The sequence below is a fragment of the Aestuariibaculum suncheonense genome, assembly GCF_014596935.1.
GTDB classification, from domain to species: Bacteria; Bacteroidota; Bacteroidia; order Flavobacteriales; family Flavobacteriaceae; genus Aestuariibaculum; species Aestuariibaculum suncheonense.
In genome coordinates this window covers 1-14,265 of the sequence record NZ_JACVXC010000009.1, presented here as the reverse complement: position 1 = coordinate 14,265, position 14,265 = coordinate 1, and the positions used below count along the sequence as shown (strand labels likewise).

Here is a 14,265-nt window from a genome sequence, read left to right as displayed (position 1 = left end):
CCACTTTAAACTAACAAACTCTTCCACAAGTCTTTAACAATTTCCCAATCGTACTGTTCAACTTTTTTTCGTGCATTTCGTGTGATTTTTTTTGTCAAATCGGGATCCTTTTTAAGTCCCTGTATGGCCTCCACAAAAGGCTGAACGGCATCCGGTTCTACCAGAATACCATCTGTCTGGTCATTTATTATATAAGGCATCCCTCCTACATTGGTGGACACTACCGGTAAGCCTAATGCCATGGCTTCCAATACGCTCACCGGCATATTATCGAAATGCGTGGTGTTAATAAAGACATTACACTGCTGCGATAAGGTTATCCACTCTGCCTTTTCCAATTTTCCTGTAAATTTTACGGTTACCCCCTGTTTCTCAGCATATGCTTTAGCCTGCTGTAAGGTTCCGTCCTTATCGGGGCCCACCATGGTTAGGGTTGCTGATGCTCCCGTTGCCTGTAAGGCTTTTACAACAGCGATGGCCAACAATGGGTTGTAGGTTTTGTGGAATGCCCGCACCCAAAGCAGCTGTATCTCATCTATGGTGCGCTCTTTAAAAGCATAGGCCCCGAGGTTTATAGCGTTAGGAATATTAACTATGCTGGTATAGCCTTTAGATTCAAATGCGGTTTTCAGATATAATGATGGCGCCATATTGGCAAACGCATGATTAAATACAGCCTGACTCATTTTAGGATGTCGTTCCAGTCGTTCAGGCAAGTTGCCACCATGCAAGATGGGTATATACTTTATTTGCAAGCATCTGCATACCTGACTCACTGCAAAGGCATAGTAAAAATTAAGCGTGCTGTAGGTATCTATCAAAACATAGTCGGTAGTTCTTCGGCTTTTCCATACGGTAAACAGCATGTCTAAAAAGCGAAGTGTTTTATTCGATTTACCTGATGCATAGGTGACCCGATAGCCTTCGTTTTCCAGCAAAGGTCCCAACACATCGATTGACGTGACCGTCGCCCGGGCATTATTTAATTTGTTCCCTATGTAAACGAGGTTGGTCATGTTTAATATGTAATAAGCTTAAGGCATATATAAAGGCTGGTGCGGCAATACGCATGGACGAGTGGTTAATGGTTAAAAACCAGAAAAAGTAAAAGGAAAAAAACAAGACATTGCTTCGGTCTCCCAATCTTAAAACTAACGGCGTAAGCAGTAATATTGAAAACGCCAGTATTCCCAATAAACCATGCTCTGCTATGATCCGACTTACTTCGTTATGTGAAGCCACCTGAATGCCGGTTTCCTGAAACCTGATATCTTTAATACGCCCCACGCCAACCCCCAGAAACGGATGATTAAAAAATTCTTCTATTTCCTGCTGAAACAAATACACACGGCCGGTGGTAATATCTTCTTTTTCAACACCTCTTACATCCTCATTGGCATAGCGTTTATCAATCAATCCTCTGGTTTGAATGGATGAATACACCCAAGCCCCCAAAAGCATTCCTGCAAACAGCACTAAAGATGCCAGCATATGGCTTCGTTTGCTCTTATTCATGAATTTAAACTGAAAGAATAAAAAACAAGCCAGCATGACTGCCGTGGTCAATACCCCACCCCGACTGAATGTTACTACCGCTCGAAATGTAAACAGCAGCACAAAGAACAAATCGAGATATCTTAACCAGGATGTATTGCTAAAGACAAAAAATCTTACCGCCATAAAAAAGGCCCCCAAGCCCAGCACTGTGGCTACCTGGTTTGGCCCAAAGCCTCCCGATGTGGCAAAATTAGAGTCTGTACCTCTTACCACCTCTGACACATCCGGATTAAAACATATAATGTAAAACAGCAAACTTATTAGCGGATAGAGGGCTGCATTTAACATCCGCTCTAACTGCAATCTGGTTATACTCAGTCCAAAACAAAATAAGGCCGATATCCCCAGGCATACCGGACCACTTAAATTAAAGGCCACAGCCTTCCTAAGGTTCACACTTACATTTAAGGCATACATGGACACATAGATTCCCGGAATTAACAAGAGTAAATAAAACACATAAGGCATGGCATATAATCTGAAGCCTTTGTAAAACAGCCCCATGAGACTAAACAACATCACCAGATACTTACTGGCTTCATAGAAAAAGGTCCCATGATTCATTCTTAAAAACACCTCGGCTCCAACGATGTACGCACAGGCACATAATACTGCTATGCCCTTATCCTTTTTTGGCGCATTAAGAATCTTCAGCAGCCAATAGGCTACAGCTGATAAAAAATAAAACTTCGCCAGGCCTTCACTAAAATACACCAGTACTCCTATGATGATATGGAGCAATATTACAGATATGTGTTTATCCTTTATCCTCAAAGCTTTTATTTACAGATTGTAAAACGGTAAATATATAATTTCTTTTATAACCACATCAGGAGTTGTTCAAAACCTCCTTCCATATGCGTTGATTATAGTATTCGTATGAAAACCGGTTATAGACATGCGCCTCCCGGGATATCATTTTTTTGAAGGACTCAGGACTTAAACTTAAACACTGCCGGAGTTTTGTCTTTACTCCTGCTGTCGTTAACATTTCAATTAAAATGCCCTGTTCTCCGTTTTTAATATATTGCCCAATGGCCGAGACATTCGACACCACGGGGACACAGCCAAAATTTAAGGCCTCAGAAATGACCTTTGGAAAGCCTTCCGATCTGGAAGGCAAGACAATAAAATGGCTTTGTTTATAGATGCTATGCAATGCCTTTCTGGCTAATGTACCGTGGTACTTTAGCGATACACCAGACACCATCAAGTCCGCTTCGGAATACCCCTCCTTCATTTCTCCAACGATATGCACGGTTCCCAGCTTTGCTTTATCCGCTTCTGATAGCGCCTCCAGACTTTCGAGGAACATATCGATGCCTTTGGCCGTTTCCAGTCGTCCCACAAAACACAGGGCGATGCCGCTTTCAGGCAACACCTTTTCCCTGCGCACGCTTGCGCCGTCCTGAAGTTCCGGCTCTGTTATACAAGGGTTTTCAAAGGACAGGCAGTGGCTGGGCTGGTCTGCCCAGGTTCCGTTTATGGTGACCTTACGCTTTTGGTTTTTCAACAACCAACGTTGCCACTGGTAGGCTAAAGGCGCCTTTTCCTGTTTCCAGTTTCCGGCATATTTAAACCATACCTGCTTAGCCGTTAGCCCCATTACATAGGGAATGACATACACCCCCATTCCCGTAGGTGCTCTGAACTGCACATGTGTGCTCTCCTTTACGCTTTGCTTAATGATTTTTAATATTCCGGGGGCCTGCCAAATCACCTGACTTTTGCGACTCAGGGTTTTCCCGCCAACGGCAGGCAAGGCCACAAACTGAATGGCTGCTGAGGCATAAGGCAGGGCACTGGCCGGTGCCTTGGTATCGTACCAAACCGCCACATGCACAATTTTATCAAAGAGCTTCAACAGGTGATTGATTTCCGTTACGGTAGGCCCAAAGCCCACCAGTATGCCATCGGTATTCGTATAATGTTCGGTATGTGAAATGATGGTTAACTGTTTCATGGTAGTAAGGCGGTATATTGTTTCACTATACAACTCCAATCATGCGCTTTCGCCCATTGTTCTGCCCCGTTCCTATAGCTTTCTTTATTCTTTAAAATATCATCTATGAGTCCCTTTAAGGCTTGGTAATCGCCTATGTTTATAAGTCCTCCCGATTGTCCTCTTGAAATGGCCTCTTCTACTCCGCTACCATAGGCTCCAATGGCAGGAACTCCCAAAGCATTGGCTTCCAATATGGCTATTCCAAAACCTTCGACATCCCCCTTTTGTCCGGGTTTGCTGAGCATGATGAATATATCACTCTGCGCCAAGCCGCTTTTCAATTTATTTTGTTCCAATACCCCATGGCAGGTGAAGTGATTAGACACCCCTAAATCTTTGGCCAGGCGTTTAAGCTGCTCTGCTTCTGCATCTATGCCCACACAATGGTAATGTATTTCTGGAAAGTGTTTTAAAAGTTCAGGTACTAGTTTTAGCACCTCCTGCTGGCCCTTGCGTTCACTAATGCGACCTACCGTGATGAGTTTAGGCTCCCCCGATAATGTCACCGCTTCGCTTTTTATATTTTTCCAACTGGCACAGGCTATGCCGTTAGGCACCACCCTAACCTCTAAGCCTAAATGCCTTATAAATTGTTTTGTGTATGTGGAAACCGCAACCACTTTATCGAATTGCCTTAAGGCCTGCTCGACCAATAGCTTTGGTAATGCGGCCGGTAAATTCACTTCCGTGCCATGTACCACGGCCAGGCTAAACCGTTTTCTAAATATATTACAAAAGGCCACATTCCATAAAGCAAACTTGCCGGAGGCAAGCACGTAATCAGCCGATACCAATAACCGGAATACCTCAACCACTCTATTGATATACATCAGGGGCCGTAACGCCTGCTTTTTTATTCTGGATACTGAAAAAGGCAGGGTTTTATCGAATTCGGCTTCCACATGGCCATCTTGCGAGCGCTGATCGGCCACCACCGTTACCTTATAGCCTTCGTTACCCAGAGCATCAGCTACATGTAAGGCATGGTTACCTATACCTCCGGGCTGGGGTGGAAATTCTGAAGTGACTAAAAGGATTCTTTTCATATCACTAATTGCGAAGGCGTTACAAATTCTATTGACTGACCTGATGCCAACAATACATCCATGAAATTTAAAAAATGCTCTTTGGATTCTATCTTATTTTCCAGTGATAACATATAAGGATGTGCACTAATGGTATAGGTTTCATGATTTGTAGATAAAATATGATCTATAACTTTCTGATCGAAACCTGGATAATGGTTCTCTAAAATTAAAAATCCATGATAATTAAAAACTCGACCTGTAATATTTCTTTTTTTTGAAAACACGGCTTTTAATCTGTGTTTAAAAGACACCCGAACCCAACCATATTCATTTTTCTTCAGTAATTTTATTAACTGCTCATTATCACCCATCTTAAAAAAAGGATAAAGTCCCCTGTCTCCTAAACTAAATGCGCCACGCTTTATCCAGCTCATGGGTCTGTTGTGCGGCGGAACAAAACCTGTAACCCGTTGTCTTTCATTTATAGCTTCTTCTAAAACCTTTTTGCTTCGTCTTAAACTTTTATCAACCTGCCCCTGCTTAAATAAAGGAATCCATTCATGTTTCCAACCGTGCGAAGCTATCTCATGACCTTCCATAGAAATTTCTTCTATTAATTCCGGAACATTAAAAGGATACACGCCTTGTTCGGCAGAAAACCCTGTAACAGCAAAACAACAGATTATATTTCTTCTTTTTAGCTCCGTTAAAAGCCACCTCACATTACAGATTTCAGCTTCTAAATTCGAAAAATTAAAGTTATACGGATAGGTTGCATTTATCTGCCCTATGGGCCCATCAAAATCCCAGATTACTACAATTTTTTTCTTCACATTAATTAAATATTTTCATCAGAATCTAAAAGTGTATAATAAAACTTCTTCGTTTTAACAGCTCTCAAAATAGCTTCATTTGTTGTATATAATACAATTTGTGTTAATGTACGAAATCTAACAAAACCTAAAAAAGGTAATATTCCGGAAAGTTTCGAATTATTAGAAAAAAACTTGACTCTCAAAATAGGCGAAGCTTTATGTTTAGAATAAATAAAATGAATAATTTCAAAAAAAAACCTAACATTAGAACAATTAAAATCGGTTATATAATACACCTGTCCATTCATATAACCGGAAAAAAAATTATCAGCATTTTTTTTATAACAATCTATCCCTGAATAATAAGATTTAAAAGAAGAAAATCTCCAATTTAAAAAGGCTTTATTATAAGCACAATACATAAACTCATTCGAATCTCTTTTTATCAAACTCAAATACTCTTTACTACTGATTTTTTGAAATCCTGATTTTGGAAAGCATCGGATTAAAAATAAAAAAGGATTATAGCAATAATTCAACAGACTGCTATTTACTTTTTTCAACTTAAAAGCTTCGCCTATTTTTACGGGAAAAATAAATTTCCTTGGCCCAGGGACCAGTACATAACCATTCTTTAGCATTGACTTACTTGCCGCCGGACTAGGGTCGCTGCCTAAGGTAACAGAAGCCTTTTTATGGGCAAATTCATAGAGTTCATATGCGACGCCCTGTCCTCTGGCCGTTTTATCTACCATTAAATCGCATGCCCATTGCGCATCATAAATTTTTTCATCTACTTTTAAATGACAAGGTATGATTCCGAATTGGCCAATAACCTCCCCTTCTTTTTCTGCCAATAAAAATGATTCTAATGTAGCTTGGTCTTGCCCTCGAAATTTCCAATAGATATATTCAGGAGTAAATCGTCTCCTTTTTGTCCAGTATTTTTTAGCAAAACGCACATGACTGCTTTCTAAATCTTTACCATAAGGCTTTACTACCACCATATGCCTTTATTCATTTTATGCGTAGACAGCCTCCAAGATATCAAAACCTGAACTAAAACAAAAGGCAGAAATAAAGGAATTAAACAAAATGAAATTAATTTCAACACTCTACTATTTTTAAATTTATACGAGACTAAGGAAGGCATAATACCCTGAAGCACAAAATAAAGGGTTAATATTTTTCCAAAATAGGTTCTCGTTAAATACAATACACTAGGCACTGGTCTTGGTCCAAAAAGCTTTTTAGGTCGCCAACCATCCCAACTTCCCATTTGCCTCAGACCGCCTTGCTCTGCTTTTAAATGCATACGTTTCGCTTTAGGGTTCGATATATTTTTATAACCAGCAAGATAGCAACGCAGTCCGAATTCGCCATCGCCCATACGCTGGCCTTCAAACTGTCGATCGAAATAACCTACTTTTTCAAATATGCTTTTCTTTAGTAACACATTTCCGGTATCCAGTTGGTCGCTCCAGCGAAAATAACTGTAATGTTCCGGTATTTCTGCTCCCACTACACTTAAAGACACCCCACTTGACACATCGGCCTTAAAAAAATCCAAGGTTTTTAAATGCTGTTCTATCCAATTCACCTCCACCCTCGAATCATCATCATAAAGCAGAATGTAATCGCCTTTAGCTAATGCTATGGCTTCATTTCTTGCACGCCATAAGGCTTTTTCTTTTTGGTGCCAGTACTTCAGATCCAGATTCCATCCTAGATAAAACTCTTCTTTAAAATCATCGGTTTGATCAACAACAATCACTTCAAAATGCTTATAAGTCTGCCTCTCCAGATCTTTAAAAACATTTTTTAAATATTCGTAGCGGTTTAATGTTGGAATCACAATGGATACCAAGGGCCTTTTAATTATTAAATCGCTTGCAAAACTTTCATAGTCCTTGTAGGGAATATGATTTTTATACATTGCCAAACGTTTAATATGTTGTGTTTTAAAAAACGCCTTTAGCTCCTTAAGAGGATTATGAAATAAGGTCAGCCTAATAACCAATACATAAAACACCCAGGCTTTGTGGAAATATTTTCTTAAAAAGCAATACTCATCCTCTAAAGGTATATGTTCATCACGCCATATATCCATCCCCGTTTCACCTGTCGTTTGAATGCATCCCAGCTGAAACCCTCTCCATGCCAAATCTCGCCTTTGTGCTATATCACTAACAAAATTAGCATCTAAAGCCAAGTCAACACCATACTTATCTAATAACTCTTCAGAAGGAAAATAAGCATAATCAACTTCTGGTTTTAAATTAAAATACCAAATTGGTTTTATATACTTTAAAAAATGAAATATCATTTTATATCAATTAAATACTCTTGGAAACTGTTTTAAAAAAGCCTTTCATCGTCAATTTTTCTTCCCATAATTTTCTGTTGCTTTCAGATAACGACTTTAATCGTTCTGGATTTAATTGACTGTGAAAAGATACTACTTTTTCTACAATTTTATCTTGTTCACTGGAGTCTATCCAAACCACATGCTGTTTCCAGTCAATCTGGTCGCTTAAGGGTAAAAAGCCATCGGTATGTATGTATATTGGAATACGTCCCATCATTAAGGTTTCAAAAAAACGAACCGAAAAATTACCACCACCTCGAACACACAACACATAATGAGATTCGAGTAAATTATTATAAAACTCCAGGGTGGTTTGATGGGTATCTTTTCCCTTTGAAACACCTGCTCTGTAGCGTTTCCTTAATATAAATTGATCTGAAACCGCTTCAGATTTGCTCAATTGCTGTAACAACTTAGCTCTTAAATATGAGGTGGCCAGTAAGGCTTCCGGCTCATAAAAACTTAACCCTGTTTTACTCTTTATATTAAACCAGCTTTTTTTTATGATATCGAAACCCGCTTGTAATCTGGATGGATTTGCCTGTCCGCAAAAACCAACAAGCGGCTTGATTTTATATTTTTGGGGCAAATAATTTTCTGACAACTCATTTTTACACAAATAATCGCCAATAAACACCGGCATCCCTTTATGATTCAAATTTTTCTTTGACTTATAACCTCCTAACCGAAATACAAAAACATGATCGTAGTCCGGATGTTTTACACTATGGTCTCCTGACACAAAAGACCAGACCTGTTTATCAGCATTTTTGCAGTTTTCAATATAGTCTTGTGCTAATTTTAACTGCTTTGTTTTTACATAATAATTCCATGACATGGGTAAAACACAAACCTCTGCTTGATGAATCTCATTAACGATATTAAAATCCTTATTTGAAACGCCATACATCGCTATGCGTTGCAGATCTGTAAATTCTTTTCCTTTTAAAAAAGCGCGCAGCAAAGGAAAGGTTTCCGACCTGTAATTTTTATCATAATGAAAATCGGGGTAATGCACATTCATAAACCTAAGCGGTAAAAAATGCAACAAATGCTTGTTGCTGTTGCTCTATATTAAACTGTTGTTTAACTCTTCTAATAGCTAATTGTTGCATTTTTTGTTTTTCTGCCTCAGAAAGTCCAATCACATACTCTATCATGTTTGCCATAGCTACGGTGTCATTTGGTTTTACTAAAAAGCCTGTTTCTCCATCTTTGATATTTTCCTTAAGCCCCCCTGTATCAAATGCAATACTTATTTTTCCTAAACTTTGAGATTCCAGCACAGCATTACAAAACCCCTCTATCAAGCTGGTTTGAATATATAAATCGGTTTGACCTAAAACATCTAGTGTTTCTTTATGGTCTAGTTTACCTTTGAATTTTACTTTATTTTTCAATCCTAATTTGTAGCATTGGTATAGGTAACGTTCTTCATCCTGTGCTTGACCTCCTCCAATAATTTCCCAAATAAAATTGACTCCTCTCTGGTTTAATATATGAGCTGTTTCTAATAATAGGTCTACTCCTTTTATATAATGTAATCTTGCAATAGTAACCATTTTTAAAGGTGCTGATAATTCCCTTTCTCTCAAAACAGGAAGGTTTTTAATATTCACAGCTGGCGTAATTATTTGATAGTTTTTTGTTTCCGACAAACCTAAAGCATAAGCCCGCTGTAATAAATCGTTAGAAATACTATGCACTTTATCTACGTTTTTCCATAATAACTTATAAACCTCTTTATTTTTTAAGGGATATACATTAATATCATATCCTCTAAAACTCACCGCCATTTTAGCTTTTATCGCTTTAGCAACCAATTCGCGTTGTATGGCCATGGTCGCAAAACCAAAATGCAGCCAGTCGGCCTTAAGTTTTAACAAGGTCGCATTAATATAAACCTTTTCAATTATTCGTTTTAAAGTTGTTTTATTCTTGCGTTCCAGACGCACATAACGGATCACCTGCTTTATATGCGGCAACAGGCCAAGGCCTACAATAAGCATTGCCAGACTTTGTTTTATAAGCGATTTATACACCTTAGGATGTACCACATGTTTACAGTCTTTAAACCTATCTTTCGTTGCAGCCGTTACCAGTATTACTTTATAACCATTATCCTGCAACCCCCTTATTTTAGATTTAAAAAAGGTTTCTGAATACCCGGGAGGTACCGGCAATATTAAGGCAATGGTCATTTTTGGCATCATTTATTAAACATGTTCAACTTGGCGGTTAGATACCTTCTTTTCTAAAATATCCAGATATAAGGTCTCATGCCGCTTTATAAACAGCTTATAACTAAAGTGCTCTTCACAATAGGTCCTGAGTGCCTGGCCCAATTTACTATTTTGTTCTTTAGAACACTGCATTCTTACACGCAATTTTTCCACTAACTCCTCTACATTTCCTGCCTGAAATAACAAACCAGGAAACCCTCTCAACACATAATTTACACCTGCAATACCTGAACCTAATACCGGAACCCCCATACTCATGGCTTCTACCAAAGCCATAGGCATCCCTTCTCGTCTGCCTTCATTCAAGGTTGGTATTACATATACATTCGCCATTGCCAGATAGGGTCTTACATCGGGTTGTTTTCCTAAAAAATCTACCTGTTGCTCTACCCCAAGCGTTTTACATAATGCTTTTAAATTCTGGCCATAATCGCCGGTATCGTCGCCTAACACCATTAACTTCACTTTCGCGTCCTGCAGCTGGTGCAGGGCATTTATCAACACCTCTACCCCTTTTACAGGCACGAGATTTGCTACTGTAATGATACGAAATACAGCATCCTCAACCGGTGCTTCAGGGGCTAATACCTTTTTCGGCGCATAATAGCGCGTATCTATGCCCAGTGGTATTAGTTTTTGCTGTTTCTTCCAAGGGAAAAAATCATACATCTGATCGTTAATGGTGATGATGTAATGCGCCAGAAGACTTCTTATATGCCAGTGCTTATTCCCCCAGCTCATCGCCTTTTTGGTATATATCCATGGCACCCCGGCCAATCTTGCGGCAAGTGCCTCCGTCCAGTCACTGCTCCAGTGCCAGGAATGGATGATGTCGAACTGCTGTACTTTAAAAAAACGAATGAGAGGCTTTAATCGCTTTAATAACGCTGTATAGGGTCTGTAATTTACAGTCGTGTTGATTATATGTACTGGCATCCCTAAGGCCTCCACCTCTTTGAAAAATGCGCCTCTATCATGCTGGCAGGCGATATGTACCTCAAAGCGCTCGGGGTTTAGGCCTCTCACCAGATCATAAACCACTTTACCACTTCCTGCCGTATCAAAATTGGGGATGGTAAATAGGATTTTTATTTTCTTTTGATCTGCTGTCATAACATTTTAAATAGACCTAAACTTAAATATATAACTACTTTTTTTATTAATACTGAATTCTCGGTACCATTTTTAGCTTTTAAAAATCTCTTAAACCGATATTTTATTTAACTTTATTTTTATGCGTTTTAACAAGCTTTGTCTGAATCGGGTATCGAAAGGATACCTGAACACATAGAACAAAGACACAAAAACAAACCTCAAGCCACTCAAGTGATTCACTTCTTTTGACAGTTGCCCCCGCATGGCATAGTTAAAATCTTTTTTTGAAATCAACTCAGGATATTCATAGGCAAAACTTCGTAATAATTCTCTGGACCCCTTAAACATTTGCTCTGTTTTAGTCGTTACCGAGGTTCTATTCTGTCTTCTATCTAAACGTACCAAAACCTGATGCAAACCATAAACCCTGGATACTAAAGAAAACCGCAACACATAAGTCCAGTCTACCCCTATACTGGGATGGTGCTGGGTAAAATACAATCCATTTTCGATATGGACAGACTTTCTAAACATCATACAACTGTTAGCTACTTTTAGCTGCTTCCTGTAATTTAATAAAAACATGGCTTCGCCTTCCGGATACTGCCCGCCATGCACCAGTAATCCCGGAAACTGCATGGTAACGCGCTCACCGTCCCAAAACTCGGCAATCCCTGAAACCATACCTACTTTTGGTTGCTTGTCCAGCACAGCAACCTGTAAGGCCAGACGTTCCGGATAATAATAATCGTCCTGCTCGGCAATAGCGAGGTATTCCCCCTGTGTTTCAGTAACCAAACGATTCATAGTAGGCCCCAGCCCTCGGTTTGTTGTATTCTCTAAAATCCTCAAGACCTTAAACCGATTCCGGTATTGTTCTAAAATATCTTTAGAAGCATCTTTTGTGCCATCAATGCAAGCCAGAAGCTCGAAATCCTGATAGGTTTGGTTGACCAGACTATCGAGGGTTTCTTTTAAGGTACCGGCCCCGTTATACACCGGTAAAATAACAGATACTTTCATGTGCTAATATTTATTATTTTTAAGGACACATGGAACATCCTATTAACATTCCGTTGTATGATTAAGTCTGATCATGGATATTTAATGTTTTTTATTTAATACTTAAATCCATTTTACATTGATAACCAACAACTTAATTCGCGAATCAGAAATCGTGAAACGTGAATCGTCCCACTTCTCACACTTCACATCTCTCGCTTCATGTTTCACGTCTTACATTTCACCTTGTCTCCACACACTCAAAGTTAATAACATACTTAAGGGATGTGCATATTTCACCGCCTCTGCTCCGTTAAACTTATTATAAATATGTTGCACCGTATCTCCTCCAACAAACTCTAAAAACGCCTCATCAAACACATAATGTTTCAAAGTTTCATCATTGGTCTTTCCCAAAAATTGCAATTCCCAGTTACGTTGAATACATTTACGACCCATCAACTCACTCAAACTTCGTTTCAATTTATGTGTTACCCGACACGGTAAATTCCAAGGGGATTTATTTTTATGAAAATTATACAGATTATAGGGTTTTTGCGCCTGCCATGTGATTTTAGCCACCTCAGGATGACGCTGTTTTATATATTCTATTTGTAATTGGCGATTCGCCAAATATGCCTCGGGGAGTTCACAGATAAAACGACACATCTGGTCATCATAATACGGCAAATTAACGGGGTGCGCCTCCTGAAACACCGACAAATTAACACTGGTCCAGCGCGGTGCCCAATACATCGATTTAAACACTCTTACCTTCGCACTTTTGTTTTCAATATTAATGTCATCTAACAACTCCTGTAACCTTGCTTTTAAATAAGCTTCAAAACCACCATGCAATCCCCATTGTTCCCATAGCATACTCGCCAGAACCAATCCGCCAGGTTTGACGATTTTTTTATAAACGATATCTACAACCGACAAATCTTCCTCTGTTGTTTTAATACCGCTATCAAATAATACATCTCCCCAATGCCCTAAGCTAAATGCGCCCTGCATCTGCTTTAACTCGTTTAGAATCGCCATCTGTCGGGGATGCGTAAAATCGGAATAGCAATGATTTATCTGCGCGAGCTCTTCCATGTTTTTCCATAAATAGCCTTCCGGAATTTCAAAAGCATCAAACTTAAAGCCACAGGTATCAGCAATGGCTTTCCCTAAAGCATGCTCCTTATACCCCCCTTTAAAACTATATGAGTAACTTGTTACATCTACCTTCAAATAATCTAAAGCTACCGCCTGTGTCCTGCTGTCGAGTCCGCCAGAAAGTGGTAAAATAACCGGTTGATATAAGGACTGTTTTTTTACAATATCTTCAAACAAATCGGTATACTCATCGAGCGCCGATTTAAAGGAAATGGATCGTGGTGTGTGGTACCATTTAAAATACGATTGTTCAGAAACGACCTGCTTTTGAGCATCTAAGGTATATTGACGCCCAGATTGCAGCACCCGCTCGTCTTTATAAAATGCATCCTCTCCTAAAAAAAATCCCAACGCGACATACACACACAGGGCTTCTTTATGGATGTCATGAGTAACATCCTTGCGCTTGGCAAATTGTTGCGTTATGGGAATGATTGGTGTTTGTATATGATTCATGCAGGTTCGAAGATACTTAATTTTCATTTTATAAGCCCATAGTCATGACTTATTATCATTGATTTATTAAGTAAAATGTCCGGCTAAGCAGAGTCGAAGCCCGATTTTGAATACCCTGATGATGACTGGTAACAGATGAGGATAAAATTGAGACGTGAAACGTAAGTCGTGAGGTGTGAAACGGGAAACGTGAGGTGTGAAACGTTAGTCGTCTGTTGTCTGTTTTCGGTTGTGGGTTGTTGCGCTTAGATAAATGGATTCCGCATCAAGTGCGGAATGACAGTGGGGTGTGACCCTTCGACTGCGCTCAGGGTGACAAGGTGAGGTGTGAAGTCGTAGTTTGCTGTTGCTGTTTTAAACAAATGGATTTACTTTTTTAGCTCACTAATCTATATTTTAATTTAAGGGTTCTTGAAGCTCCTTACTTTTTTATTCACTAGTCTATATTTTAACTCAAGGTGTTCATGAATCTCCTACGTCGATTTTCATCGCTAAAAAAAGTAACTGGATCCTGAAACGAGTTCAGGATGAC

The 14,265-nt window shown here is 39.3% G+C and carries 12 protein-coding genes; all 12 read right to left on the bottom strand.

What is annotated here, in order from left to right:
- Nucleotides 1–5: 5 nt before the first annotated feature.
- Nucleotides 6–1,016: a glycosyltransferase family 4 protein gene (locus ICJ84_RS16345; protein ID WP_188217498.1), complete on the bottom strand. Its 1,011-nt coding sequence runs from the start codon at nt 1,014–1,016 to the stop codon at nt 6–8.
- Nucleotides 979–2,298, bottom strand: coding sequence for an O-antigen ligase family protein (locus ICJ84_RS16340; protein ID WP_188217497.1), 1,320 nt, complete (start codon nt 2,296–2,298; stop codon nt 979–981). The genes ICJ84_RS16345 and ICJ84_RS16340 overlap by 38 nt, the downstream gene beginning before the upstream one ends.
- 88 nt (nt 2,299–2,386) lie before the next feature.
- Nucleotides 2,387–3,520, bottom strand: a complete 1,134-nt coding sequence (locus ICJ84_RS16335; protein ID WP_188217496.1) for a glycosyltransferase family 4 protein — start codon at nt 3,518–3,520, stop codon at nt 2,387–2,389.
- Complete coding sequence (locus tag ICJ84_RS16330) at nt 3,517–4,608, bottom strand: glycosyltransferase family 4 protein (protein ID WP_188217495.1); 1,092 nt, start codon at nt 4,606–4,608, stop codon at nt 3,517–3,519. Before ICJ84_RS16330 ends, ICJ84_RS16335 begins: the two co-directional genes overlap by 4 nt.
- Nucleotides 4,605–5,423, bottom strand: a complete 819-nt coding sequence (locus ICJ84_RS16325) for a polysaccharide deacetylase family protein (RefSeq protein ID WP_188217494.1) — start codon at nt 5,421–5,423, stop codon at nt 4,605–4,607. The genes ICJ84_RS16330 and ICJ84_RS16325 overlap by 4 nt, the downstream gene beginning before the upstream one ends.
- 5 nt (nt 5,424–5,428) lie before the next feature.
- On the bottom strand, nt 5,429–6,367 hold the full coding sequence (locus tag ICJ84_RS16320) for a GNAT family N-acetyltransferase (protein WP_188217493.1): 939 nt from the start codon (nt 6,365–6,367) through the stop codon (nt 5,429–5,431).
- Between the two features lie 35 nt (nt 6,368–6,402).
- The gene (locus tag ICJ84_RS16315; RefSeq protein WP_188217492.1) at nt 6,403–7,731 is read right to left on the bottom strand and encodes a glycosyltransferase family 2 protein; all 1,329 of its coding nucleotides are present in this window, start codon (nt 7,729–7,731) and stop codon (nt 6,403–6,405) included.
- A gap of 10 nt (nt 7,732–7,741) precedes the next feature.
- Nucleotides 7,742–8,797, bottom strand: coding sequence for an exostosin domain-containing protein (locus tag ICJ84_RS16310; protein ID WP_188217491.1), 1,056 nt, complete (start codon nt 8,795–8,797; stop codon nt 7,742–7,744).
- Between the two features lie 4 nt (nt 8,798–8,801).
- A complete protein-coding gene (locus ICJ84_RS16305; RefSeq protein ID WP_241748778.1) occupies nt 8,802–9,986 on the bottom strand; it encodes a glycosyltransferase family 4 protein in 1,185 nt (394 codons plus the stop codon).
- Nucleotides 9,987–9,989: 3 nt separating this feature from the next.
- Nucleotides 9,990–11,129 (bottom strand): glycosyltransferase, encoded by a 1,140-nt coding sequence (locus ICJ84_RS16300; protein WP_241748777.1) that lies wholly within the window; start codon nt 11,127–11,129, stop codon nt 9,990–9,992.
- A gap of 90 nt (nt 11,130–11,219) precedes the next feature.
- Complete coding sequence (locus ICJ84_RS16295) at nt 11,220–12,134, bottom strand: glycosyltransferase family 2 protein (protein WP_188217489.1); 915 nt, start codon at nt 12,132–12,134, stop codon at nt 11,220–11,222.
- A 213-nt stretch (nt 12,135–12,347) separates the two neighbouring features.
- A complete protein-coding gene (locus ICJ84_RS16290) occupies nt 12,348–13,733 on the bottom strand; it encodes an asparagine synthetase B family protein (protein ID WP_188217488.1) in 1,386 nt (461 codons plus the stop codon).
- Nucleotides 13,734–14,265 lie beyond the last annotated feature (532 nt).